Annotated in this window: 24 protein-coding genes; 8 read left to right on the top strand and 16 right to left on the bottom strand. The window is 54.5% G+C overall.

What is annotated here, in order from left to right:
* Positions 1-4 precede the first annotated feature (4 nt).
* Positions 5-1,510: an ABC transporter substrate-binding protein gene (locus RIC29_04945; GenBank protein MEQ8734249.1), complete on the top strand. Its 1,506-nt coding sequence runs from the start codon at positions 5-7 to the stop codon at positions 1,508-1,510.
* 285 nt (positions 1,511-1,795) lie between these two features.
* Here the strand turns inward: RIC29_04945 and RIC29_04940 are convergent, their stop codons facing one another.
* Entirely contained in the window at positions 1,796-2,584 is a 789-nt protein-coding gene (locus RIC29_04940) for a glycosyltransferase family A protein (GenBank protein ID MEQ8734248.1), read from the bottom strand.
* Between the two features lie 256 nt (positions 2,585-2,840).
* The gene (blaOXA, locus tag RIC29_04935; GenBank protein MEQ8734247.1) at positions 2,841-3,647 is read right to left on the bottom strand and encodes a class D beta-lactamase; all 807 of its coding nucleotides are present in this window, start codon (positions 3,645-3,647) and stop codon (positions 2,841-2,843) included.
* Positions 3,648-3,852: 205 nt separating this feature from the next.
* Between blaOXA and RIC29_04930 the strand changes: the two genes are divergently transcribed.
* Together RIC29_04930 and RIC29_04925 are read left to right on the top strand one after the other, a co-directional pair.
* On the top strand, positions 3,853-4,077 hold the full coding sequence (locus tag RIC29_04930; protein ID MEQ8734246.1) for a DUF2188 domain-containing protein: 225 nt from the start codon (positions 3,853-3,855) through the stop codon (positions 4,075-4,077).
* Between the two features lie 3 nt (positions 4,078-4,080).
* Entirely contained in the window at positions 4,081-4,707 is a 627-nt protein-coding gene (locus RIC29_04925; protein MEQ8734245.1) for a hypothetical protein, read from the top strand.
* A 106-nt stretch (positions 4,708-4,813) separates the two neighbouring features.
* Here RIC29_04925 and lpdA read toward each other — a convergent pair whose 3' ends face one another.
* The 6 genes from lpdA to RIC29_04895 all read right to left on the bottom strand — a co-directional run bounded on the left by lpdA (position 4,814) and on the right by RIC29_04895 (position 12,914).
* Positions 4,814-6,238: a dihydrolipoyl dehydrogenase gene (gene lpdA / locus RIC29_04920; protein ID MEQ8734244.1), complete on the bottom strand. Its 1,425-nt coding sequence runs from the start codon at positions 6,236-6,238 to the stop codon at positions 4,814-4,816.
* Between the two features lie 12 nt (positions 6,239-6,250).
* Positions 6,251-7,606, bottom strand: coding sequence for a 2-oxoglutarate dehydrogenase complex dihydrolipoyllysine-residue succinyltransferase (odhB, locus tag RIC29_04915; protein ID MEQ8734243.1), 1,356 nt, complete (start codon positions 7,604-7,606; stop codon positions 6,251-6,253).
* A 27-nt stretch (positions 7,607-7,633) separates the two neighbouring features.
* Positions 7,634-10,579 (bottom strand): 2-oxoglutarate dehydrogenase E1 component, encoded by a 2,946-nt coding sequence (locus RIC29_04910; protein ID MEQ8734242.1) that lies wholly within the window; start codon positions 10,577-10,579, stop codon positions 7,634-7,636.
* Between the two features lie 202 nt (positions 10,580-10,781).
* On the bottom strand, positions 10,782-11,198 hold the full coding sequence (locus tag RIC29_04905) for a DUF6524 family protein (protein MEQ8734241.1): 417 nt from the start codon (positions 11,196-11,198) through the stop codon (positions 10,782-10,784).
* Positions 11,199-11,328: 130 nt separating this feature from the next.
* Positions 11,329-12,228, bottom strand: coding sequence for an MBL fold metallo-hydrolase (locus RIC29_04900; GenBank protein MEQ8734240.1), 900 nt, complete (start codon positions 12,226-12,228; stop codon positions 11,329-11,331).
* A gap of 83 nt (positions 12,229-12,311) precedes the next feature.
* Positions 12,312-12,914 carry a GNAT family N-acetyltransferase gene (locus RIC29_04895; GenBank protein ID MEQ8734239.1) on the bottom strand — a complete coding sequence of 201 codons (603 nt, stop codon included), beginning with the start codon at positions 12,912-12,914 and terminating at the stop codon, positions 12,312-12,314.
* 258 nt (positions 12,915-13,172) lie between these two features.
* Between RIC29_04895 and RIC29_04890 the strand changes: the two genes are divergently transcribed.
* The 3 genes from RIC29_04890 (at position 13,173) to RIC29_04880 (ending at position 15,345) form a co-directional block, all read left to right on the top strand.
* A complete protein-coding gene (locus RIC29_04890; protein MEQ8734238.1) occupies positions 13,173-13,571 on the top strand; it encodes an S-adenosylmethionine decarboxylase in 399 nt (132 codons plus the stop codon).
* Positions 13,568-14,113: an SET domain-containing methyltransferase gene (locus tag RIC29_04885; GenBank protein MEQ8734237.1), complete on the top strand. Its 546-nt coding sequence runs from the start codon at positions 13,568-13,570 to the stop codon at positions 14,111-14,113. The genes RIC29_04890 and RIC29_04885 overlap by 4 nt, the downstream gene beginning before the upstream one ends.
* 335 nt (positions 14,114-14,448) lie before the next feature.
* Positions 14,449-15,345 (top strand): hypothetical protein, encoded by an 897-nt coding sequence (locus tag RIC29_04880; GenBank protein ID MEQ8734236.1) that lies wholly within the window; start codon positions 14,449-14,451, stop codon positions 15,343-15,345.
* A gap of 18 nt (positions 15,346-15,363) precedes the next feature.
* On the opposite strand, the gene RIC29_04875 is transcribed toward RIC29_04880, so the two are convergent.
* From RIC29_04875 to RIC29_04840, 8 genes are all read right to left on the bottom strand, one after another.
* A complete protein-coding gene (locus RIC29_04875; GenBank protein ID MEQ8734235.1) occupies positions 15,364-16,038 on the bottom strand; it encodes a sulfotransferase family 2 domain-containing protein in 675 nt (224 codons plus the stop codon).
* Positions 16,039-16,100: 62 nt separating this feature from the next.
* Positions 16,101-16,460, bottom strand: a complete 360-nt coding sequence (locus tag RIC29_04870; GenBank protein ID MEQ8734234.1) for a DUF6491 family protein — start codon at positions 16,458-16,460, stop codon at positions 16,101-16,103.
* A 50-nt stretch (positions 16,461-16,510) separates the two neighbouring features.
* Complete coding sequence (locus RIC29_04865) at positions 16,511-16,975, bottom strand: anti-virulence regulator CigR family protein (protein MEQ8734233.1); 465 nt, start codon at positions 16,973-16,975, stop codon at positions 16,511-16,513.
* A 179-nt stretch (positions 16,976-17,154) separates the two neighbouring features.
* Positions 17,155-18,030, bottom strand: a complete 876-nt coding sequence (gene sucD, locus RIC29_04860; protein ID MEQ8734232.1) for a succinate--CoA ligase subunit alpha — start codon at positions 18,028-18,030, stop codon at positions 17,155-17,157.
* Positions 18,030-19,229, bottom strand: coding sequence for an ADP-forming succinate--CoA ligase subunit beta (gene sucC, locus RIC29_04855; protein ID MEQ8734231.1), 1,200 nt, complete (start codon positions 19,227-19,229; stop codon positions 18,030-18,032). The genes sucD and sucC overlap by 1 nt, the downstream gene beginning before the upstream one ends.
* Before the next feature lie 58 nt (positions 19,230-19,287).
* The gene (gene mdh / locus RIC29_04850; protein MEQ8734230.1) at positions 19,288-20,253 is read right to left on the bottom strand and encodes a malate dehydrogenase; all 966 of its coding nucleotides are present in this window, start codon (positions 20,251-20,253) and stop codon (positions 19,288-19,290) included.
* Between the two features lie 214 nt (positions 20,254-20,467).
* The gene (gene zapE / locus RIC29_04845) at positions 20,468-21,592 is read right to left on the bottom strand and encodes a cell division protein ZapE (protein ID MEQ8734229.1); all 1,125 of its coding nucleotides are present in this window, start codon (positions 21,590-21,592) and stop codon (positions 20,468-20,470) included.
* A gap of 118 nt (positions 21,593-21,710) precedes the next feature.
* Positions 21,711-22,667 carry an exopolyphosphatase gene (locus tag RIC29_04840; GenBank protein ID MEQ8734228.1) on the bottom strand — a complete coding sequence of 319 codons (957 nt, stop codon included), beginning with the start codon at positions 22,665-22,667 and terminating at the stop codon, positions 21,711-21,713.
* A 49-nt stretch (positions 22,668-22,716) separates the two neighbouring features.
* On the opposite strand from RIC29_04840, the gene RIC29_04835 reads away from it, so the two are divergent.
* Complete coding sequence (locus RIC29_04835) at positions 22,717-23,154, top strand: hypothetical protein (GenBank protein ID MEQ8734227.1); 438 nt, start codon at positions 22,717-22,719, stop codon at positions 23,152-23,154.
* Between the two features lie 28 nt (positions 23,155-23,182).
* On the top strand, positions 23,183-23,977 hold the full coding sequence (locus RIC29_04830) for a DUF1330 domain-containing protein (protein ID MEQ8734226.1): 795 nt from the start codon (positions 23,183-23,185) through the stop codon (positions 23,975-23,977).

Raw genomic sequence — 23,977 nt, 5'->3', positions numbered from 1 at the left:
GAAAATGAGAGTCACATCCCTGATTGCCGGACTCGCATTTGCGGCCTGCTCAAGCTTGCAAAATGCACAGGCCGACAGTCAGTTGCGCCTGGGCTTCATTGCCATGCCGCCCGCACAGGGAAACCCGTTCTTCTCGACCGGCACAACGCCGCACATGTTTTACCCGGCGATCTACGACACGCTGACCTTGGTGAATGAACAGGGCGAAGTTGAGCCGCAACTGGCAACGTCTTGGACCCGCGTTGATGATCTAACTTGGACTTTCGACCTCCGACCCAACACCTATTTCTCGAACGGCGAAAAGGTGACCGCAGACGCTGCCGTGGCCATGGTCGAGGCGTTTAAACGGGATGATTTTATTCCCTTCAGCCTGCCGCGCGAACTCGACTTTATTACCGGGGCGCGGGCGCTGGATGAGGATACAGTTGAGTTTACCACCACCGCGCCGCATGCCTTGTTGCCGCGTTATATGTCGTTTTTTTACATGGTACCGCCGAAGCACTTGGAAGAGTTTGGCGCAGAAGGGCTGGCGAAAGATCCCATTGGGTCGGGGCCATTCATTGTCGACGACTGGATGGCAGAACGCATTCTGTTGCGCGCCAACCCGGACTCCTGGCGTGCACCAAAGATCGACCGGCTGGAAGTGCTGGCGTTGCCGCAATCGACCTCGCGTTTACAAGCGTTGGTGTCGGGACGGATTGATGTCGCCTTGAACCTCGGCCCCGATGATGAGCCCCGCCTCACGCGCGCAGGCTTAAAGCTGCACCTGCGCAACCCCGTGCGCATTTCTGTTGTGGCGCTGGAAACCTTGTCGGACGACAGCCCGTTTAAAGATGTGCGTGTCCGCCAGGCCATGAACTATGCCGTGAACCGCAAGGCCATTACAGAGGCGTTGATGGGCGGCTATGTGGAACCCGCCACTCAACCGAGCCCAGCGGCAGCTATCGGGTTTGACCCCACCCTTGAAGCCTATGCCTACGACCCGGACAAAGCGCGCGCCCTTCTGGCAGAGGCCGGCGTAGCCGACGGATTTGATGTGGTGTTTGAAGTGGTCACCGGGGCCAGCGGATCAACTGACGCGGTGATGCAACAGGTGGCCGCCGATCTGGCGCGGGTGAACGTGCGTGTTGAAGTGCGGCCGATTATGTACAGCCAAGTGATCGCCAGCATGACCCAGGGCGGCTGGAACGGACATATGTTCAGCATCGACTTTGCCACAGGTCCGACCATGGATGGCTTGCGGCCGTTCCGTTTGCATTCGTGCACCTGGGCTGCGTCCTGGTATTGCGACCCCGTAGCCGAAGCGTTGTATCAGGAGGCTCTGGTCACAGCGGATGCCGAGGTGCGCGCCGACCTCACCCGGAAGGTGATCACCCGCTACCGGGATCAAGCCTCATCGATCTTTCTGTTTCCCATGCTGGGCCTGGACGGCATCGGCCCCCGGGTTAAAACCTGGACCCCGGTGAATGACCGGCTGATGCTGCACGAGGTTGAACTACACGCGGAATAGGTGAGGAGAAAAACCTCCACCTTTTTAACAGGCCCCTCGACCTCGGAACGAGAACCTTGTTTAAGCTCGAAACGAGAACCTTGTTTAAGCTCGGAACGAGCCCATGCACGAGGGGTTTTTTAATTTTTATCCAACAAATACAATGCCTTAGAGAGAATGTAACAAGTCCCTCGGCACCAAGCCTGAAACGGCGCAGACCTCTGCGGTTTTTACGCGGATTTCAGAGATTTGAACGATTGCGCTGGAACAGCTGTGTCATCCGCAAGCGGTGACAACTTAGAGGGTCTATTCTTTCCCCACCAAATTCCGCACATGATTGAGACGTGTTTCGATCACACGTTTCATAGCGTCGGTCAGGAAAAAGCCATCGTCGACATCGGAAGCTTTCCACGCATCGACCGACATACTGAGTTTTTTGCGCTGACGGTCGAGCGCATTGCCCGGCGAGACAAACTGCTCGCAGGTTTCGACATGAATTTTTTCATGAGCTACAGCTTGCCGCAGGCATTTGCGATACAGCGTGTCTTCGGTACGATGAATTTTAAAATCGGGTTCCTCCGCAAAGCCCAAAATCATGTCGTGCCACACCCGGCGCACACAAAAGTTGATCGGGTTGCTCTCATCCAACGACTGTCGCCAGGCTGCATCCATGGGCATATCGACATGGAGCTTGGTGAAGACATAGCCAAGATCGTCCCGCGCCATAAGGTGCTCAAGGCAGGTGAGTATGTGGTTGGGGTAGTAGATGTCATCCGCATCCAGGAAAAACAAATGCGCCGCCGTGGTTTTGCGGACCCCTTCGTTGCGCGCGAACCCAGGGCCACGATTTTCCCCTAACAAGACCGGCTTAATGTCGTCTTGCTGCTGCGCCCACTGCTTGATCAATGCGGCGGTGGCGTCGGTGGAGTGATCATCCACCACCGCGATTTCAGAAATCAGCGCGGGAATTTCCGCGCGGGCGACAGCGAGGCTCTCGACCACGCTGTGCAACGCGCGATCAAGCGTGGCCACCGCGTTGTAAGCGGGAATAACAACGGCGATAGAAGGCGCGCGAACGCGGTCAGCTGTGTTCATTTAGAACGTCATCACTTTTAGTTGTTGGCTATTGAATTATTTGCTCGTTTTAATTGTTTAGGCCGCGCAACCATAGACGGCTGACGGGCTGGAACAAGCCAAATCAGAGCGAATCATGGGTATTAAACTTGGGGTTGAGAATGTTCTCTCGGCGTTGCCCAACAAGGGCGGCGCTGGGTGGGTTATCCCTGACCCGTGTTGGGTGTTTTGGAATGCGTGTTGAGTGCGGTGACTCGACAGAGGCAATGGAATGCCGCTACAGCAAACCTAACGCGGTCAGGACATCCTTGGTAATCGTAATGCGAGCCTGCGCCTGACTGAGATCATTCATATCCATATTCAGTGCGAAAACGGATGCTGTGTTGCCGCGCTCTATCCATCCCACGAACCAGCCGATTGAAGGGTCAACGTCAGTCGTCCATCCCGTCTTGCCATGCAAAACGTAATTCTTATCGCGTTTAACGATGGTGATGTCTTTGACCGCCGCGATGGTCTTTTGAGAAAACGGCAGATCATTTAAATAGAGCCTCTTAAGAAACTGTACTTGCGCGTTTGCGCTGATACGAAACCCCTTGAGTACCCAGAACCAATCTAGGTTTTCGTTCGTAACCGTGCCCGTGCCGTAACCCACTTTTTCGAGATAACCGGTCATGCGCTCAAGCCCAACGTCGCGGGCAATTTGCTGGTAAACATGGAACGCTGAATTTGCAAAAGCTGACCGGAGCACAAGGTCTTTATTCCAACCCGCCCCTCCTCGGTCTACGCCATCCCATTTGAATATTTGTGTATCAACATCGGTCACCACGCCTGTTTCAAGCGCAATAAGAGAGTTCAGAATTTTGAACGTGGACGCAGGTGGAAAGAGCTGAGCCGCGCGCGCGGGGTTATAGACATCCATCTTTTGGCTGTGCACATCCATGACAACAATCGTGCCGACCGTTCCGGCCAGCTCAAAGAAACGAGCAAACTCTGGATGCGACTGTGTTTCAGGACTTTGTGCGAATGCAGAGAACGTGAAAAAGGGCGCTATCAGAAGCGTGAGAAATACGCGGACATTGGACATCGGCTATTCCTCTCTTACTTGTCATGCTCGCATTGATGGAGTCTGTCCGGGGATGGCAGTGAGAAAAGCGACTGAGCCATTGCCCTGTGGTTTAAAAACTCAAACGATAAGGAATGGCGAGATTACAATCGATATGAGATGCCACTTCTATTAAAATCTGTTATATTCTTAAAACAATCATGAAAGCTAAAGAAAGGTCAGGGCCGTGCCAAAGAAAAGCGTTCACGTTGTTCCGAAGGATGGGAAATGGAGCGTAAAGCGTACCGGCTCCACCAGAGCATCAGGTGTATACACAACACAGAAAGAAGCTATTGAAAGCGCGACTAAGAGTGCTCGGAGCAATCAAACCGAATTATATATTCATGGTCGTGATGGACGCATTAGAGAGCGTAACTCCTACGGTCGAGACCCTTACCCACCTAAGGGATAAATTGTGGCTGACGCCCATTTTGACAAATGCGTCTTCATTAACTGCCCGCTTGATGAAGAATACGAACCTATTCTTCAGGCGGTGCTTTTTTGCATTATCTATTCAGGGTTTTCTCCACGGCTTTCCACTGAGCGAAACGATTCCGGGGAGAACCGGCTTTCAAAGATTAGAAGCCTAATCGAAAACTCAAAATATTCGATACATGATTTGAGCAGATGCAAAGCGAAGTCTGTTGGCGAATATTACAGAATGAACATGCCCTTTGAGCTTGGTATTGACTATAGCTACCGCCACTACTCAAGGGCCGGGCGCTCGAAGAAGATTTTGATCCTTGCGGAAGAAAAATACGAATACCAAAAAGCTCTATCGGACATCGCTGGATTCGACATCAAAGCACATGAAGGCGAATATCAAAATGCTGTTAGAAAAGTTCGCAACTGGCTAAGTAGTGAGTCTGGAATAAAGCTAGAGGGAGCGGCGCGTATCCTCGCCGCCTATGCTGACTTTCAGCAATGGCACTATGAAGAACAACTCAGATTGGGCTTTGAAGAAGACGATATCCAAGACTACCCGACAAAAGAACTGCTCGATGCTATGACTAAATGGGTGGCACTGGGCAAACCGGTATAAACTTCCCAACATACCTTTAGAAACTGTGTCTTCAAGCAGCACCGCTAGGTGAAGACTTTTGTCTTGTGCCCCTCTCGCCCGTCGCTGCGCTCCCGACTTGAGCGACCTACATATGGATTGGGCGTTTATCGACGGCCAGAGCCGCTTCCTTGATGGCTTCGCCCAACTGCGGGTGGGCGTGACAGGTGCGGGCAATGTCTTCCGCCGAGGCGGTGAATTCCATGCCGACCGAGATTTCCATAATCAAATCCCCCGCCAACGGGCCAATGATGTGGCAGCCGAGCAGTTCATCGGTTTCGGCATCGGCGAGAATTTTAACAAAGCCATCGGTGTCGCCATTGGCACGCGCGCGCGCGTTGGCCGTGAACGGAAACTTACCTGATTTGTATTTGGTGCCGGCGTCTTTGAGTTGCTCTTCCGATTTGCCGACGCCCGCCACTTCGGGCCAGGTGTACACCACGCTGGCAATGGCATCGTAATTGATGTGCGGGGTGAGGCCGGACAGAGATTCCGCCACCACCATGCCTTCGTCTTCCGCCTTATGGGCCAACATCATGCCGCCAATGACATCGCCAATGGCAAAGATGCCTTCCACATTGGTTTGGTAGTGATCATCGACGTTTACGAAACCACGATCTGAGGTTTTGACACCCGCTTTATCCAGGCCCAAACCTTCGGTAAACGGACGGCGACCAATGGCGACCAGCACCACATCGGCTTTCAGCGTTTCCGCCTTGCCGCCTGCCGCAGGTTCGACCTTAACGGTGACACCGGTTTTACCCGCTTTGGCTTCGGTGACTTTTGCGCCCAGTTTGAATTTCATGCCCTGCTTTTCGAGGATGCGCTGCATCTGCTTGCGCACTTCCGCATCCATAGGCGGTAAAATGAAATCGAGATACTCGACAACCGTGACATCCGTGCCAAGGCGACGCCACACCGAACCCATTTCCAGGCCGATGACGCCAGCCCCAATGACCACCATGGACTTGGGCACCTTTTTAAGCTCAAGCGCACCGGTGGAACTGACGACTGTTTTTTCGTCGATTTCAACACCGGGCAGCGGTGTGACCTCTGATCCTGTGGCAATCACCACGTTCTTGGCGGTGTAGGTTTGCGCTTTGCCTTTACCGTCTGGTTTGACGGTGACTTCATGGGCGCCCAGAGCGGTTTTGGTGATGCTGCCCTTGCCCTTGAGATAGTCGACCTTGTTTTTCTTAAACAGAAATTCGATGCCCTGGGTGGTCTTGCCGACAACGTCGTCCTTACGGGACATCATGGTTTTGAGATCGAGCTTAACGTCGCCCACCTTAATGCCGTGATCGGCGAAATGGAGATTGGCTTCTTCATACAGATGCGACGACTGCAGCAACGCCTTGGACGGAATACAGCCGACGTTGAGGCAGGTGCCGCCGAGGGTGCTGCGGCTTTCAACACAGGCGGTTTTGAGACCCAGCTGCGCGGCGCGAATAGCACAGACGTAGCCGCCGGGGCCACCCCCAATGATAATGACGTCGTATGTAGAATCAGCCATAAGTTTTCTGCCTTATACGTCGTAGAGCATGCGGGCTGGGTCTTCAAGGCACTGCTTGACGCGGACCAGGAAGGTAACAGCTTCGCGGCCATCAATGATGCGATGATCATAGGACAGCGCCAGATACATCATCGGCCGGGCTGCGATGGAACCATCGTCCATGACCATGGCCCGTTGGGTGATGTTGTGCATGCCCAAAATGGCCGACTGCGGTGTATTCAAAATCGGCGTCGACAGCATGGAGCCGTAGATGCCGCCATTGGAAATGGTGAAGGTGCCGCCGGTCATTTCTTCCAGTGTGAGTTTACCGTTGCGCGCCTTCATGCCGTAGCCTGAGATGTCGGCTTCGATTTCGGCCAGGTCCTTGAGATCGCAATCACGGACCACAGGCACCACCAAACCTTGCGGTGTGCCGACCGCAACACCGATGTCGTAGTAGTTTTTGTAGACGATCTCATCGTCTTCAATGGCGCCGTTGACGGCGGGCAGTTCTTTCAATGCCGTCACACACGCCTTGGCAAAGAACGACATGAACCCCAGCTTGATGCCGTTCTTTTTAACGAAGGCATCCTGATACTTTTTGCGGGCGTCCATCACGGCTGTCATGTCCACCTCGTTAAAGGTGGTGAGCATGGCGGCGGTGTTTTGCGCTTCCTTCAGGCGGCCAGCAATGCTGCGGCGCAGGCGCGTCATTTTGACCCGCTCTTCCCGTGGGCCGCGCTCGGGCGCGGTAGGCGCAGACACGCCCTGGCCGCCGGAAGCGACATATTGCAGCACATCGCCTTTGGTCAGACGACCGTTTTTGCCGGTGGCTGGAATACTTTTGGGATCAAGATGATGCTCGTCGACCAAACGGCGCACGGATGGCGCGAGCGGGTAATCGGCGCTCTGAGAGGACGTTGACGAAGCTGGCTTGCTCGCTTTCTTGCTCTCAGACTTACTTTCGGATTTCGCCTCAGACTTGCCCTCAGACTTGCCCTCGGACTTGTCCTCGGACTTGTCCTCTGTCTTCGCGTCTGATTTTTTCGAGTCTTCTTTGGTGGAGTCTTCTTTTTTAGAGGTGTCTTTGGCGGACTCCTCTTTTTTAGCGGAGTCTTTCTTGTCTTCTGACTTCGAAGCAGAGCCGCCTTCGCCTTCGGCCAGCAGACCGAGAACCGCGCCAACTTCGACGTCCGCGCCTTCTTCGGCGATAATTTCAGACAGCTTACCTGCGGCAGAGGCGTTGACCTCCAGCGTCACCTTATCGGTTTCCAGTTCCACCAATGGCTCATCAAGCGCAACGGACTCGCCGGGCTTTTTGAGCCACTTGGCTACAGTGGCTTCGGTGACGGATTCCCCAAGCTGGGGCACCTTAATTTCTGTCGACATAGCGTCCTCGATCCTAACAGAGTTGTATTATTCAGCAGCCAGTTTTGTAAGGCGGCGGAACGGTTGAGGGATGTCGCCAAGCGGCGTGTTCAGCGCCCACTCGACCAATTGGTTTTGCTCTTTGACGTGTACTTTCATGAGCCCCGTTGCCGGCGATGCAGCGGGCATACGCCCGGCATAGACCGGGCGCTTTGCTTTGATGTCGATTTCTTCCAGCGCATATTCAATACGCCGGTCGACAAAAGTCCAGCAGCCCATGTTGGCTGGCTCTTCCTGACACCACACCACTTCGGCATTTTTATATTTTTTCAACTCTGCCTTAAGGGTTTCTTTCGGCCAGGGGTACAACTGCTCGACCCGGACGATGGCAACGTCATTAATCTCGGCGTCTTCGCGGGCCTGCAACAGATCATAGTAGACCTTACCGGTACACATAACGACGCGCCGCACTTTGGAGGCCGCTGCGAGTTTCTCAGTCTCGCCGATGACCCGCAGGAACTGAGAATTTGTATTCATCTCGCTGAGGTCGCTGACGCAGCGCTTGTGCCGCAGCAAAGATTTTGGCGTCATGATGACCAACGGCTTGCGGAAGGCGCGACGCACCTGGCGGCGCAAGGCATGGAAATAGTTGGCCGGTGTGGTGATGTTGCAAATCTGCCAGTTGTCGTTGCCACACATCTGCAGGTACCGCTCGAACCGGGCGGAAGAGTGCTCCGGCCCCTGACCTTCATAGCCATGCGGCAGCAGCAGCACCAAGCCGGAAAGACGCAACCATTTGCTTTCCCCGGACGAGATGAACTGATCGATGATCATTTGCGCGCCGTTAGAGAAATCGCCGAACTGGGCTTCCCACAACACCAAGGCGTGAGGCTCAGCGAGGGAATAGCCGTATTCAAACCCGACGATGGACAGCTCAGATAACGGGCTATCGATAACTTCGAAAAACGCCTGATCCTCGCGGATGTGGTTCAACATCTCGTAACGGTTTTCGTTTTTTTGATCGACCAAGGAGGCATGGCGCTGCGAGAAGGTGCCGCGCCGGCAATCCTGACCGGACAACCGCACGTGAGCGCCTTCAACCAGCAAAGACCCAAAGGCCAAGGCTTCCGCCGTGGCCCAGTCGATGCCCGAACCGGTATCAATGGCTTTGCGCTTGGCTTTGAGCTGGCGGGCGATCTTTGAGTTGATCTTGAAATCATCCGGCACCGTGGAAATGGCGTGGCCGACTTCTGTTAGAAGTTTCTCGGTGATGCCGGTTTCGTGCTCCTGGTATTCTTCTTCACCAGCCAGGTGATCGAGACCTTTCCAGGCCCCTTCAAACCAATCCGCTTTGTTGGGGCGATAAGATGCCGCCGATTCAAAATCGACTTCCATTTCATGTAGGAACTTGCTCATTTGCAGGTCGGCCTGCTCTTGGCTTAGGACGCCCTCAGCCACCAGCTTCTCGGCATAGACCGAGCGCGCCGTGGGATGGGTGCCGATCCGGTCGTACATCAGCGGCTGGGTAAACTTTGGTTCGTCGCCCTCGTTGTGGCCATGGCGGCGATAGCAGACCAGATCGAGCACCACATCGACGCCGAACTCCTGGCGGAATTCCGTGGCGATGCGGGCGCAGTGAATCACAGCCTCGGCATCATCGCCATTGACGTGGAAGATCGGCGCTTCGACCATCTTGGCAATGTCGGTGCAATACAAACCAGAGCGACTGTACTGCGGTGTTGTGGTGAACCCAATTTGGTTGTTGATGACAAAATGAAGTGTGCCGCCCGTGGTGTAGCCCTCGATTTGCGAGAACCCAAAACACTCGGCAATGACGCCCTGACCGGCAAACGCCGCATCGCCATGCAACAACAGCCCCATGACCTTCTTGCGTTCCAAGTCTTTTAGTTGGCCTTGCTTGGCCCGCACTTTGCCCAACACAACGGGGTCAACCACTTCGAGGTGAGACGGGTTGGCGGTGAGCGACAAGTGCACCACATTGCCATCGAACTCACGGTCCGCCGACGTCCCCAGGTGATACTTCACATCGCCGGAGCCTTCGACTTCGTCCGGGTTTGGCGAGTTGCCTTGAAACTCTGAGAAAATTGCCGTGAACGGCTTGTGCATGACATTCACAAGGATATTCAGACGGCCACGGTGGGCCATGCCGAGCACCACTTGCTGGATGCCTAATTTACCACCCACTTTTAGAATTTGCTCAATGGCGGGCACCGTGGCTTCGCCACCATCCAGGCCGAACCGCTTGGTGCCGGTATATTTGGTGCCGAGAAATTTCTCGAACCCTTCCGCTTCGGTCAGGCGTTCCAGAATGGCCATCTTGCCCTGTTGGGAGAAGTCCGTCTGGTTGCGCTCGCTTTCGACGCGCTTTTGCAGCCAATACTTTTGATCTGGATCTTGGATATGGGTGAGCTCAACCCCAATCGAGCCGCAATAGGTTTCTTTCAGAACATTAAGCAGATGGCGAACCGTCGCCCGCTCCATGTCCATCACACCACCGAGATAGATCTCTCGGTCCATGTCGCCGTCATCAAAGCCGTGAACCTTGGGGTCTAATTCCGGATGGGATTCCGGCTTCTGGAGCTTGAGCGGATCAAGGTTGGCGATCTGATGACCCCGGGCACGATAGGCGCGGATCATTTGCAGCGCGTGAATGGAGTCTTCTGTCTGGCGCAACAGGTCCGCGTGATCGGCGGTGGCAGACGGCGCGGGTGCGCCACCCGTTTTGCCGTTTGGCTTACCCGCAGGCGTCTTTGCTGATGAAGCTGCATCTGGATCAGCGATGCCGATCACGGCCGCCTCTGACGGTGCCCAGCTGGCCCCATCGAGCTCACCCAGCAGGTCTCCGGCCTCGTCGCCAAGATCGTTAAAGAAGGCACTCCACGATGAGTCGACCGTCGACGGATCGCGTAAGTATTGCGCATAGAGTTCGGCCACGAACGTCGCGTTCGCACCCGTTAGAAAAGTGGGATCCACTGTGATCAGCCCCCATTGATACTTTGCCGGGCAATTTGCGCCCTAACACTAGAGTATTAGATTAAAAGCTAGGGGATAACAACGCGTTAAGGGCCGATTCTGCGCAGCAGCACAGCCATAAACACAGAGTCATGCCTGTCGTGACGAAACCGGCCCGATATAAACCACCCGAGCCTGGCTCTGGCACGCGATCAAGGCGGCCTCAGTCGTCGACATCATCGACATCGACCTGGCCTGTGACCCTGCGGCGGACGATGGAGAAAGACATGCCAACCGCCAGGATGGTTGCCGTCGCAAATAGGGCGATCCAGGCGACCAGAGAGAAGCTATTTAAAGAGAGCAAGCCAAAATCGACCAGCGCCCAGATGACCGCCGCAAAAAACGCGACGGACAAGCCGACACCAAAGGGCCCCAGAGATTCCCAGGTGGCGTGGAGAACAAAGGCATAGGTCGCAACCAACACGATGCCGCAGATGACTTTTAAAGGGAGCGAGCCGCCACCACCGATAATCCAGGCATAATATGAGATGCCGGACGGGTTGAAGGTGGCCATAACCAGCACCAGGCATAAGACCCAACGCCACAAAAACCCCTTACCGCTGAGTCCACCGTTTGCCATGCTGTTTACCTAACTCAAAATCCTAGCTCAAAAACATAGATCTCAGGTCAAAGACCAAAACCTAGGTGCCTTTGATACCTACGTGCCTTTGATACCTTAAAATCTGGCTGAAAGGCAAAGGAGTCTGAAGTCAGCGCTCGAGAGTCTCGTAATCAAACCCTGTCTCAGCGCCAGCGGATCCCCCAGAGGCGGGCCCCGTGACGGTCACCGCCGTGGGCCCGGCAAAATGGGCGGGCAGGATAATCGCGCCGGTATCAGCAACGGATTCTAAAAACTTGGTCCGGGTGGCGCGGGAGATATCCTTGTCCCAGCAGAAGGTGCTGGACCATGCGGGGCGTTCGATTTGCACTGGATGATGAATGGTATCGCCTATCATATAGGCAACCTTTTTGCCGTCGCTGATGTGAAGCACCACATTGCCGGGGGTATGTCCGGGCGCGGGCACCAGATGAACGCCCGGCTCAATTTCATAATCTGAGTCCACCAGCAGGGCCTGCCCGGCATCCAGAATGGGCTGGACACTGTCATCCCAGGATCGGTGATTGGCGGGTTCATCCGAGGTCGCAGCCACATGGGTCCAATGATCCACTTCCTGGCGCGCCATGATGTATTTGGCATTGGGGAATGTTGGCACCCAGCGGCCATCCAGCAACTTGGTGTTCCAGCCCACATGATCGGCATGCAGATGAGTACATAAAACGAAGTCAACGCTTTCAGGTGCGACACCGGCCGCGGCGAGGTCGGCCAAAAAAGGGCCATCGCGACGATGCCAATCAGGCAACGCGGGGCGCTCTTTATGATTGCCGACGCAGGTGTCCACCAAGATGGTGTGGCGGGGCGTTTTAACCACCATGGTGTGAAACGACATCATGAGAAGGCCGGTTTTAGCGTCAAAGAACCGGGAGTCTTTGGACGTTTTTGTTTCCGCAAAGGACTCCGCCGTCGCATCTGGGAACAAAAACTCAGGGGGACGAAACGCGCCAGACATTTCGACGACGCGAATAATTTCAAAGGGGCCAGGTAAATGCATGGCGTATTAAAAAGCTTTGCTGTTCATTTTGTCTAGGGGGCAGCGGGCCTTACTCGCTGGGCGCACTTTTTGCGGCTGGCGTCCTAAGCTTGGGCGCGACGGGTCATCGACCAACCAGAAGGGCCAGATGGCAAGGCAAACGTGCCCGATACTTCAAATCCGTAGTTTTGATAATACGCGATCATCTCTTCTGACAGCGTTTGCAGAAAAACCGCTTCCCCAGACCGGTCGCATCGTGCCAGTCCATAGCGTAGCAGCTGCGCGCCGATGCCTTGCCCAGACGCCTCGGGCGCGACGCCCAACATATCAAGATACCAGTGTGGATTTTTGGGCCGTTGCTGATCAAGCTGAGGCAGGGCGTTCCAAACCTGAGTAAACCGGGACCCTGTCAAACGCCAAATGACAAACGGCACGGAAATCCAGCTTAAAAAACTGCCGCCGGGTTTGTGCGGCGACAACCACAAAGCGCCGCCCTGCGCACCGTCCACCGTATCTGCGAAACCGTCACGCCGAATGATGTTGATGTAGGATGAAAAATAACGCGGCGCTTTGATTGCCCAGGCTTGGGGGTCTGGCACCATCCATTGGTGCAACGGTTCGCGCGCAAAAGCCCGTGTCAGCGACACCGCGAGTGAGGAGACATCGCGTCGAGTCACAGAATGAGGTATTGATGTCGTCTCAGCCAAATCAGACCTCCTGCCTGGGCGATTTCCGGTCCGCGGCTTTCATAGGGGTTCGCCGCATCTTTGACCAGACCAAGCCCCAAAAATGGCTGAAATGTTATGTCTTTACTTTGCGCCCAGGGTTGATGTTAAGGTCTTGAACTCACAGGCAGAAATAAAGTTTTCAGTTTAATGAAAAAACGCTTGCGCGTTCCCCGAATGAGCCCTATGCAGCGCCGTTTTTTCAACAATCTATCCAATTGAGGAAAGGGTTTCTAATCAATGGATCAAATCTCTTCCAAGGATGGCTACAAGCGGATCGTCGTGGATGGCCAACGTTATTACGGGCGGCACGTGATGGTGGACTCAACATTATGCAACGAGCGTCTACTTGAATTGAACGACGTTAATCAGTTTGTGGCCGACTTGGTCAAGCGGATTGATATGGTCGCATACGGAAACATCGTCAGCGCACGTTTTGGCGGTGGCATTGAAACTGGAATTTCAGCTGTTCAACTTATTGAAACCAGTGCGATTTCATTACACACCAATGACGCGGCACGAGACCTCTACCTTGACGTGTTCAGCTGCAAGGATTTTAAGGCCGGTGATGTGGTTGACATTGTGACCGAATACTTTGCGCCGGACTCTATGAACGTTCGGGACGTGTTACGTAAATGAGCGGCGACATGAGGTTCTACCCGGACAGTGTTGCACCTTACTTGTACGAGCCAACCCGGGAAAAGTTTGACATTTTAACCATGGGCGACGGACGCGGCGAAGCCGTTGTTGCTCTGGCCCATTTCAAACCCGGCGACACCGTTTTCGTGTTTGCGGGCGTCGCGGTTCCAGACATCACTTTGTTTACGCTACAACTGAGTGAAAACACCCATATCCATGACCCCTTCTTCATGGGCAAGGTGTTGCACTCTTGTGCACCCAATTGCCGCGTGGTGATGACCGAACGGCGGTTCATCGCCGTTCAAGACATCGCACCTGGTGACTGCATTACGATGGACTACAATTCGACCGAAGATCGGCTGTTTCGTGGTTTCCAATGCCGGTGTGGCAGTCCGGACTGCCAAGGCATGATCCGCGGATCAAAAGTTTCGGCGGACGATCCTTTGTTGCCAATCCATGACGAAGCGATGGAACAGATTATCGCTGCGACCCGGAAGGCAACGAAACGCATGACCAATGGAACAGGTGACAAACCGAAATAATAGGTACACTGAAGAGGCAACTCGATGGGCCGGTTGAGAGATAATCTCGACCGGCCTTTTTTTATTTGGCTCTCTTCCTGTGAGCTGGAAACAGGCATTTGTGTGCAAATCTTGCCCTAAGACGGGGCAAATACGTCCCTAGACCTGCTACATAACGTTCTTAAAGCACCTCAGCACCAGCTTTTCCCGCGCAGCCGTCTCACCACTTTCAGTCTCATCTCGCCAAAAGAATATTTACTTATGAGATCCGAGATTATATGAGTCGATGTAGTTTTGATTCGAAATCACATATATTTTGTGTGATTAAACCGGTTGTATCTGGTGGGGCGGTGAGTATGCAGGAGTCTGCAGCAGTGCGCGACATTGAGCTCTATCTTGGTGAACCCAAAGAGGGGACACGCCAGGGATTGGTGTCCATGCTGCGCGGCATGGGGCTCAAGAATATCAGTGCATTCAGTTCTGCTGAGCGCCTGACAGGAGCCCTCAAAGTGAGGTCGCCCGATGCGCTGCTGGTCTCATCTGACATCCATGCCAACGCCTTTGGGCTACTGAAAAGTGTGCGGGATCAAGACATTGGTCTGAACCCCTTCACCGTAATCTCTGTGGTGATCGACCGCGATAATGATCGTGAATTGACCGGGGCCATGCGCTCTGGGGCGGATGACATCATGACCTCTGCGCCTGCCGCAGCACAATTAATGGACCGGCTGAAAAAAATCGCGCTTAAACGTCTGCCCTTTATTGCGATACCGGACTACATCGGACCTGACCGCCGCCGGCCAGACCAGCGTAAAGTTCATGTCAAAGAGTTCGAAGCGGTCAATACGCTGAAAGATAAAATCGAAGGCCGGGCGAGCAGCCCAAAGCAATTAGAGACGGAGATCAACGACATGATGCGGGACGTGCGCGCTTCACAATTGCAAGGCTACAGTCAAAAATTTGGCTTCCTGTGCCGCTCCATTATCAAAGCCTACGAAGCAGACGAACCCCATGAGACCATAGATAAAACACTGACGGTTCTACAGAAGTCTCTGAACAAAGCGTCCATAACCGCAGAAAAAAACAAAGAACTTAAATTGGCAAATGTGTGTTCTAGCTTTGCCGATAAGATTGACGAGATCTGCCGGCAACGGGATCGCCCGACAGAGCAGGAAATAAAACTCCTCAGGACCCTGACCCAAGCTTACCAAATGGCGCAGGAAAAGCTGGCCGGAGCAGACGCCCTGCATTAACGCCGCCAAGTCGCTTGTTTACGCAATACCGTAGGCTGATGCCTCATCCGGATAACCGTAAGCCTCGGCGTCTGCTTGCGCGCGCGGCTTGACCAAATCAAACGTCTCGCGCGTGTACGCTTCGGTCCAAGGCGCATGGTAGCTTTGATTGAAATGATCCAGTTCGACACCCTCGAGGGATAACACCTCCACCACCGCAGCAAAGTCCTCTTGCAGGGTTTCGTATTTGAGCACGCGATCGACCAGCTGCGTGCCCGCACGATCATTGAGGTGACGAGACTGTGGGCTGGGGGCAAGCAAGGTCCCATGGGTATCCAGATAGCGGCGCACGTAGTCGTTAAAGTCTTTATAAGGTTTAATTTTGTCGTGATCTGGCCCCGCCGCAAGTTGCAAATTGTAAGTGTACCAGGACAACTCCCGATCCCATGGATTACGAACCACCGCAAAACTGAACAGGGAGTCGAACCGCTCAGCTCCGATGCAGGTCTGGACCTGTAATGCGGTCGCGTGCGTTGGCAAGTCGAGAACAGACTCTGGAAGGTTTTTAGCGGCAATCCATGCTGCGCGTTTTGCTAAATCAACGCGCGCGCCCTGGCGCATCAGATCGTAATACGCCAACGCGCCCTTAATCGACGTGCCAGCGGATTTCTGGACGTGGATAAAAACAAACGCAGGATCATCACAAATAACCATGCGGCATCGTAAGGCTATTCCTGGCGATCCGCCAAGAGATGCTGACTCTTTAGAATGCCTCTTTATTCGGGATCCGGAATCCGGCGCAGGGAGGTAATAGCGCAACGGTCCTCATCGGTGATCACATATCCACCGGCCGCACCGTCACAGATTCGGTTGCCGAGTCCCCCTTCAAACGCCAGTGATTGCTCAAAACGAAGATTGAGGCAGGTGCCCAGCAAGTCGGCCTCATACCAAGTGGTTGGGCCAGTTTGAATACGCAGAGTATCGTTGTCCACAGCTTCAAAGCTATCCACCGAATTGATGTAGAAGCAGGTGTTCGAAGCCGTCTCCGAATTGGTGGAGCCGCAAGCAGATAATACGAACAGCGCGCCACTCACGAGAAAGATTTTAGTACTGAAATGTGTGCTGAAACTTTTCATGTCTGGTAGGTCCTTTCTGTTAACAGTGAGTTTTGCAGATGTACGCGTGTTTACACACCCTGATTGATGACGTTTTCAATGACATCAACCACCACGCCAGTGGCTATAGTTGTAAGCAGAACATCGTCATCAACAATCATCCGGCGGTAGCCATCACGTACGGGAAGCCGTGATTCCAACTCCGGCGGTAAATTGTTTTTCGCAATGCCGGGCGGCAGCGGTTTACCCTGCGCAACTTTCTTGGCTATGCCGGGCAGAAGCTCGCGCGTGGTAACTGACTTTTGACGAAAATAATCAACAATCAAGTCACGTTCGCCCTGACTGAAAATATCAATGCTGACCGGTTCCTCAACATCCATATCGATACGACCGTCTCTATCGCGATCAATTAAGACAGTTGGGTTGCTGTGTCCTTTTGCCTTGCCTTTTTCCTGCCCAGGCGGATCCGCCATGGACGGGAAAGACAGCAAGAAAAACAAGGAAAAAGCTATTGCTGCCGGTAACGTGCCTCGCATGAGTAATCTCCGTTTTAAAGCTCACATTAGTGAGCCGGATAGGCCTTTTGGGCCTGTATTACTCATACAAACGCTATGCGGAGCGTAAGGTTCCCACGCCGGCGATTAGCGTGACCGGTTAAATACGCAGAATTCCAGGAAAAGCTCGGCTTTGGTCTCGTTTTAGCTGAGCCGGGACTTTAACCCTTCATGGCCTTAAGCATAGTCGACCCGAGAGCTGCCGGACTTTCAGCAACAAAAATGCCCGCCGCTTTCATGGCCTCAATTTTTGAGTCTGCCGTGCCCTGACCGCCGGAGATGATCGCGCCCGCGTGGCCCATACGCTTGCCTGGGGGAGCTGTGACCCCGGCCACAAAACCGCACATGGGTTTTTTGACCTTGGACTTGGTATAGAACTCAGCCGCTTCTTCTTCGGCTGTGCCACCAATCTCGCCGATCATGATGATGCCTTCCGTGGCATCATCAGCCAGAAATGCCTCGAGACAATCAATAAAGTTGGTGCCGTTGACCGGATCACCGCCAATACCGATGCAGGTGGTTTGGCCCAGACCCGCTGCCGTGGTTTGACCCACAGCTTCATAGGTCAACGTGCCCGAGCGTGAAACCACGCCGATTTTACCAGGCTGATGAATGTGACCCGGCATGATGCCGATTTTACATTCGCCCGGCGTAATAATGCCTGGGCAGTTCGGCCCGATCAAACGGGTGGAAGACCCGTCGAGCGCGCGTTTGACTTTGACCATATCCAGCACGGGAATGCCTTCGGTGATGCACACCACCAAGGGGATTTCTGCATCAATCGCTTCCAGAATCGCATCGGCCGCGAACGGTGGCGGCACATAAATCACAGAAGCATCTGCGCCGGTGGCGTTGACCGCATCCGCAACCGTATCGAACACAGGAAGATCGAGGTGGGTGGTCCCGCCCTTACCCGGTGTGACACCGCCAACCATTTTCGTGCCATAGGCAATGGCCTGTTCCGAGTGAAACGTACCCTGAGAGCCGGTAAAGCCCTGGCACAGCACTTTGGTGTTTTTGTCAACGAGAACGGCCATTACGCTGCCTCCTTCACTGCTTGCACAATTTTCTCGGCAGCGTCGCCCAGATCATCGGCAGAAATAATTGGCAGGCCGGAGTCGGCCATAATCTTTTTGCCCAACTCCACATTGGTGCCTTCAAGACGGACCACCAGAGGGACCGTGAGGCTGACTTCCTTGGCCGCAGCCACAACACCCTCGGCAATGACATCACACCGCATGATGCCGCCAAAGATGTTGACCAAAATACCTTCAACGTTGGGATCAGACAGAATGATTTTGAACGCTGTGGTCACGCGTTCTTTGGTCGCGCCGCCACCAACATCCAAGAAGTTGGCCGGATCGCCGCCGCGCAGCTTGATGATATCCATGGTGGACATGGCCAAACCCGCACCGTTAACCATGCAGCCAATGGTGCCATCGAGCTTGATGTAGTTGAGATCGTGCTTGGACGCTTCCAACTCCATGGGATCTTCTTCGTCTTCATCACGCAGATCCATAATGTCTGGCTGACGATACAGCGCGTTTGAATCGAAGTTCATTTTGGCATCGAGCGGAATCACATCGCCAGCACCGGTGACAACCAGGGGGTTGATCTCCAACAACGACGCATCAGTTGCCAGGAAGGCTTTGTAAAGCGCATTCAACAACTTCGTGCAGGACTTGATTTGTGCCCCTTCGAGGCCCAAGGAAAATGCAATCTTGCGGCAATGAAAGCCTTGCAGGCCGGTGGCCGGATCAATGGATTGCAGCAGAATTTTCTCAGGGGTTTCAGCGGCCACGTCTTCGATGTTCATGCCGCCTTCGGTCGACGCCATGATGGTCACCCGGCTGCTGGCCCGGTCAATGAGCATGGAGAGATACAGCTCGCGGGCAATATCGCAGCCTTCTTCAACGTAGATGCGCTTAACCTGTTTTCCTGCTGGCCCGGTTTGATGGGTGACCAGGGTTTTGCCAATCATATCGGCGGCATTTTCTTTGACCTCAGCCACGGATTTGCACACCCGGACGCCGCCTTTGCCCTTGCCGCCATCTTCCTTGAAGGTGCCCTTGCCGCGTCCGCCCGCATGAATTTGAGACTTCACGACAAACACACTACCGCCCATCCCAGAAGCCACTTTTTCGGCTTCGGCTGCGGTGTAAGCTACACCGCCGTCGGGTACGGGCACGCCGTACTTCTTCAAGACCTGTTTGGCTTGATACTCATGGATATTCATGACGTCCCCCTATCGTAACTGCGGGTCAGCTGATTGACATCAGCCCGTAAAAACAAAACTATCGAGCGAGTGACTTATCGATCTTCTTACACGCGGTCATCAGACCCTGGACCGACTTCACCGAGTTGGTGAACATTTTCTTTTCAGCCGCGTTGAGGCTGATTTCGACAATGCGCTCGACCCCATTGGCTCCAATAATACACGGCACACCCACGTAAGTGTCTTTCAGACCATACTGACCATTGAGAGCGGCGGCACAGGGCAGCAAGCGCTTCTGATCGCGCAAGAAGCTCTCGGCCATTTCAATGGCGGCGGCCGCGGGGGCGTAGAAGGCCGATCCGGTTTTCAGCAGGCCAACGATTTCAGCGCCACCATCGCGGGTACGCTGCACAATGGCGTCCAGGCGCTTCTTGTCAGTCCAACCCATTTTCACCAGATCCGGCAGTGGAATACCGGCAACAGCGGAATAGCGCACCAGCGGCACCATGGTGTCGCCATGACCCCCCAGCACGAAAGCTGTGACATCCTTTGGAGACACTTTGAATTCTTCAGCCAGGAAGTGACGGAAGCGGGCGGAGTCCAACACACCAGCCATACCGACCACCATGTTAGGCTTGAGGCCCGAGAATTTCCGCAGCGCCCAGACCATGGCGTCCAGCGGGTTGGTGATGCAGATCACGAACGCCTTGGGAGCATACTTTTTGATGCCGGCGCCGACTTGCTTCATGACGTTGAGGTTGATGCCCAACAGATCATCACGGCTCATGCCCGGCTTACGCGCTACACCGGCGGTGACGATGATGACGTCTGCGCCCTTAATGGCGGAATAGTTCTTGCTGCCGCTGAGGCCGACGCTGGCCCCTTCGATGGGCGTGCTTTCCGCAATATCGAGAGCCTTGCCTTGTGGAATGCCATCGGCGATGTCGAACAGGACAATGTCGCCCAATTCCTTCAGCGCCGCCAGATGAGCCAAAGTTCCGCCAATGTTACCTGCACCGATGAGTGCGATCTTGTTGCGCGCCATGTCGTCCTCTTGAAAGTCTGCTCGAGACGGCTGGACCGCCCGAATTTGGTTAAGATTTGATGGGTGTCTTCCCGCCCCGTTAGGAGGCGAAACCCCGTGGGCGGTTGGTAGCGCGAAACGGCAGGCGGAGCAAGGCCCAGGCTGTTACGGATACGGGCTTATGGGGCTCAAAAATGGCTGTTTGGGGCCAGGGAGGCTGTCATACTGACGCCCATCACGCCATATGCCGCTGGCGGATGTAATCCTCAGCCTGCATTTCAATCAACCGCGAAACCGTGCGCTGGAACTCAAACTTCCAGTCATCGCCATCGTAAATCGACTCCGGCGGCGTTGCGGCGGAGCAGATCAACACCGTGCGATGTTCGTACAAGGCGTCAATCAGGGTGACAAACCGGCGCGCCACATCGCGCTTCTCTGGCCCAAGTGCCGGAATTCCATCCAGAATAACGCTGCTATACTGCGCCCCCAGTTCAAGGTAATCGCTGGGCCCGAGGGGCTTTTCACAGAGATCCGTAAAGGGGATGCGGGCCACCTGATGTGCCGACGCCGGAATAGTGATCGTGCGCCCTTTGACCGTGAGGCTATCGGGCACGAGGGGGGCGTCATCGGTCAGCCGCGCCCAGGCCGCATCCAGCGCCGTCGTCGCCGCCTCGCCCAGGGGATGATGGTAAACCGGCTCACCCAGAATACGGCCAAGGCGGTAGTCCTGTCGGGCTTCAAGCTGAAGGATGTCCAAACGATCTTTGAGAATTTCGATAAAGGGCAAAAATTTGTCGCGCTGGAGCCCGTGCTTATACAAATCATCGGGGTGACGATTGGACGTAGTGACCACGACCACACCACGCTCGAACAGACGTTCAAACACGCGCGCGACAATCATCGCATCGGCGATGTCACGCACTTCCATTTCGTCGAAACACAACAGCGTGCTGTTGTCGGCAATGCCATCTGCGATGCCGGGAATGGGGTCGCCTTCATCACTGCCCGGCAATTGCCGTTGGCGATGAACCTCGGCGTGGATATCGCGCATGAATTCATGGAAGTGAACGCGGGTTGCACGCTCGGGCATGGTGTCGACCAACAGGTCCATCAGCATGGATTTACCAACACCAACACCGCCAAAGAGATACAAACCCAGCGGCGGCTGATCTGCGCCGTCGCGCCCCGCACGCCCAAAGCGCGCCAACCAGCCTTTGCGGCCGCTGTTCGGCTTGTAAGACTGGAGCGCCCGAAACAGGCTGTTGAGCTTTTCAGCCGCCAACGCTTGGGCTGGGTCGGGCTTTAAAGTGCCGCTATCGACCAGAGCGCGGTAGCGCACAAGGGGACCATCAGGGGACATAAGCTCGGGGCATAAGCGGCCTGCTAGAGGACTGCCGTTAGAGGGGTGGGAAAAAGAAAACGCGGCACCCCAGTGAAGGAGCGTCGCGTTTTCTGAACGTACATATGCGTCGCGAAAACTATCCGTCGACGTTCATCCGCTCGATCAAACCGCGCAGAACGGACTCGGACTGATCATTGGGAACCTGACAGGTACCAGCAGCGTGGTGACCACCGCCGCCGTGGGCCAGCATCAGCTCACCAACATTGGTTTTGGACGAGCGGTCGAAGATGGATTTACCAACAGCAAACACGGTGTTTTGCTTCTTCAGGCCCCACATCACGTGGATCGAGATATTGGTGTCTGGGTACATGGCATAAATCAAGAAGCGGTTTGCGGCCCAGATGGTTTCTTCATCACGCAGATCGAGCACAACCACGTTCTTATGAACCGTGGCGCAGCGCTCAATTTGTTCCTTGGCCTTGCTTTCATGCTCAACATACAGATCAACGCGTTCCTGAACGTCAGACAGGTTGAGAATTTCTTCAATGGGCATCTCGACGCACTTGTCGATCAGCTCCATCATGAGTTGATAGTTGGAGATGGTGAATTCACGGAAGCGACCGAGGCCAGTCCGCGCGTCCATCAGGAAGTTCATCAGGTTCCAGCCTTGCGGATTGATGACTTCGTCTTTGTTGAAGTCTGCAGAGTCCCCCTTATCAACCGCAATCATCAGTTCTTCGCTGATCCGGGGGGTGGTTTTCTTGCCGTCAAACCAATCGTAAACGACGCGCGCCGCAGAGGGTGCATCGGGCAGGATGATGTGGTTGTTTTGCTCACCCACACGCATGGTTTCACTTTCGTGGTGATCGAAAGCAATCTTCACGCCGTCCACATAGGGAAGGTTGGTGGTGATATCTTTGTTGGTGATCTCGATCACGCCGTCCTGCATATCCTTCGGATGGACGAATTTGATCTCATCGATCAAATCCAACTCCTTCAGAATGGCGGCACAAACAAGGCCATCAAAATCGCTTCGTGTAACAAGACGATACTTCTCGCCGGACTTCAAAAGGTCGTCAGGGCTGACGGTCATGGAAAACTCCCCTCGACATATGCGCTCTGTGCGCCAAAGATAACCAAGAATGCTTGGACGGACAACGCCCCTTGCGTTCGCAGACCACGGACCTACGATGGATCACGCCACGGTGCAACCGAGAATACACTTTTTTCCTAGCAGAAAGCACGCCTGCTTTCTGACTGAGACCCACTCCAAACGCGCAAGCGCCTTGATTCTTGCGGGTTTTCTTGTCATTGGCGGACTCGCCGGCTGCGCCGCTGAGCCCTTTGTGGATGGCCGACGCGAAGCCGGATCAACCCAGCCTGTCGGTCCTTCCACCGCAGACCGCGTGGCGATTTGCTACAATAGCCGGGGAACAACCCCGGCCGCCGTGCAACGATTGGCCGAATCCGAATGCGCAAAAACCAACAGGCGACCAAAATTTGATGGTCAGGACGCCGCCAGTTGTTCGATTGTGAACCCGACGCGCGTGTTTTTTAGATGTGTTGAACGCAATCAATAATGCGGATCGTATGAGAGTTAAGAGGATAATGATGAGTTTAAGCGCGCCTCTCAAACACCTATTTTTTGGTGGGGTGCTGTTGGCATCGCTCAGTCTGACGGGTCAGTCCGTGTCTGCTCAAATGGACGACCAAAACAGCACCGTAAGCTGCACGCCAGGTGGCTACATGATGGTCATGGGCGGCATTGAAGATCCCGCCACCGTGCCGGACATGACGCAGGCCAGAAAATATGGACCTGCGGTGTGGGATTTGATTGAAAGCTATGACGCCTTCTATGTGGTCCGCAAGACACCCGACGTTGTGTACGAGGGCAACTGGCCCGACTGGAAAGCCGGGGTGATTTCAAAATGGCCCTGCCGAGAAACCGGGGTCGCGTTCTGGAATTCAAACGCCTACCAAAACGAGGTCAAGCCGCTGCGCAAAGATGCTGGGGCTTATGAAGTTGGTATGTTTGAGGCGGCCCGTGCTTTTCCGCAGGCTGAAATTCAGGACCTCGTGCCCGCCAATTGCACAAATCCTTTTCTCGTTGTGATTATGTCCAAGGTCACCGACCCGGAGGCTTATGGTCAGTACGGCAAAGCCATTATGGAAACAGGCTTGGCACGACGGGCTGGTATTCGGATGCTGTTCAGCGGGCAACCCAAGGAAGTATTAGAGGGAGATTGGCCCGCAGACTACAACACCATGGTCTCGGTCTACCCATGCCGGGAAGCCTGGGAAGCCTTTTATGCGGGCGAGCCCTACACCTCTGAAATCCGCCCCCTGCGCGCCAACGCAGGGGACTTCATCATTATGGGATTCGAGCCGGAGCGAGTGGAATAA

This window comes from Rhodospirillaceae bacterium, from assembly GCA_040219235.1.
GTDB lineage: Bacteria > Pseudomonadota > Alphaproteobacteria > Rhodospirillales > Rhodospirillaceae > WLXB01.
Note: the sequence above shows the minus strand (reverse complement) of the source record. Positions and strands in the feature narration are given on the sequence as shown.

Bases quoted from the DNA above. Each gene is read 5' to 3' on its own strand.
- RIC29_04945 (MEQ8734249.1), top strand. From the start codon at position 5: ATGAGAGTCACATCCCTGATTGCCGGACTCGCATTTGCGGCCTGCTCA.
- RIC29_04940 (MEQ8734248.1), bottom strand. From the start codon at position 2,584: ATGAACACAGCTGACCGCGTTCGCGCGCCTTCTATCGCCGTTGTTATT.
- blaOXA (MEQ8734247.1), bottom strand. From the start codon at position 3,647: ATGTCCAATGTCCGCGTATTTCTCACGCTTCTGATAGCGCCCTTTTTC.
- lpdA (MEQ8734244.1), bottom strand. From the start codon at position 6,238: ATGGCTGATTCTACATACGACGTCATTATCATTGGGGGTGGCCCCGGC.
- odhB (MEQ8734243.1), bottom strand. From the start codon at position 7,606: ATGTCGACAGAAATTAAGGTGCCCCAGCTTGGGGAATCCGTCACCGAA.
- RIC29_04905 (MEQ8734241.1), bottom strand. From the start codon at position 11,198: ATGGCAAACGGTGGACTCAGCGGTAAGGGGTTTTTGTGGCGTTGGGTC.
- RIC29_04900 (MEQ8734240.1), bottom strand. From the start codon at position 12,228: ATGCATTTACCTGGCCCCTTTGAAATTATTCGCGTCGTCGAAATGTCT.
- RIC29_04890 (MEQ8734238.1), top strand. From the start codon at position 13,173: ATGGATCAAATCTCTTCCAAGGATGGCTACAAGCGGATCGTCGTGGAT.
- RIC29_04885 (MEQ8734237.1), top strand. From the start codon at position 13,568: ATGAGCGGCGACATGAGGTTCTACCCGGACAGTGTTGCACCTTACTTG.
- RIC29_04880 (MEQ8734236.1), top strand. From the start codon at position 14,449: ATGCAGGAGTCTGCAGCAGTGCGCGACATTGAGCTCTATCTTGGTGAA.
- RIC29_04875 (MEQ8734235.1), bottom strand. From the start codon at position 16,038: ATGGTTATTTGTGATGATCCTGCGTTTGTTTTTATCCACGTCCAGAAA.
- RIC29_04870 (MEQ8734234.1), bottom strand. From the start codon at position 16,460: ATGAAAAGTTTCAGCACACATTTCAGTACTAAAATCTTTCTCGTGAGT.
- RIC29_04865 (MEQ8734233.1), bottom strand. From the start codon at position 16,975: ATGCGAGGCACGTTACCGGCAGCAATAGCTTTTTCCTTGTTTTTCTTG.
- sucD (MEQ8734232.1), bottom strand. From the start codon at position 18,030: ATGGCCGTTCTCGTTGACAAAAACACCAAAGTGCTGTGCCAGGGCTTT.
- sucC (MEQ8734231.1), bottom strand. From the start codon at position 19,229: ATGAATATCCATGAGTATCAAGCCAAACAGGTCTTGAAGAAGTACGGC.
- mdh (MEQ8734230.1), bottom strand. From the start codon at position 20,253: ATGGCGCGCAACAAGATCGCACTCATCGGTGCAGGTAACATTGGCGGA.
- zapE (MEQ8734229.1), bottom strand. From the start codon at position 21,592: ATGTCCCCTGATGGTCCCCTTGTGCGCTACCGCGCTCTGGTCGATAGC.
- RIC29_04840 (MEQ8734228.1), bottom strand. From the start codon at position 22,667: ATGACCGTCAGCCCTGACGACCTTTTGAAGTCCGGCGAGAAGTATCGT.
- RIC29_04835 (MEQ8734227.1), top strand. From the start codon at position 22,717: ATGCTTGGACGGACAACGCCCCTTGCGTTCGCAGACCACGGACCTACG.
- RIC29_04830 (MEQ8734226.1), top strand. From the start codon at position 23,183: ATGATGAGTTTAAGCGCGCCTCTCAAACACCTATTTTTTGGTGGGGTG.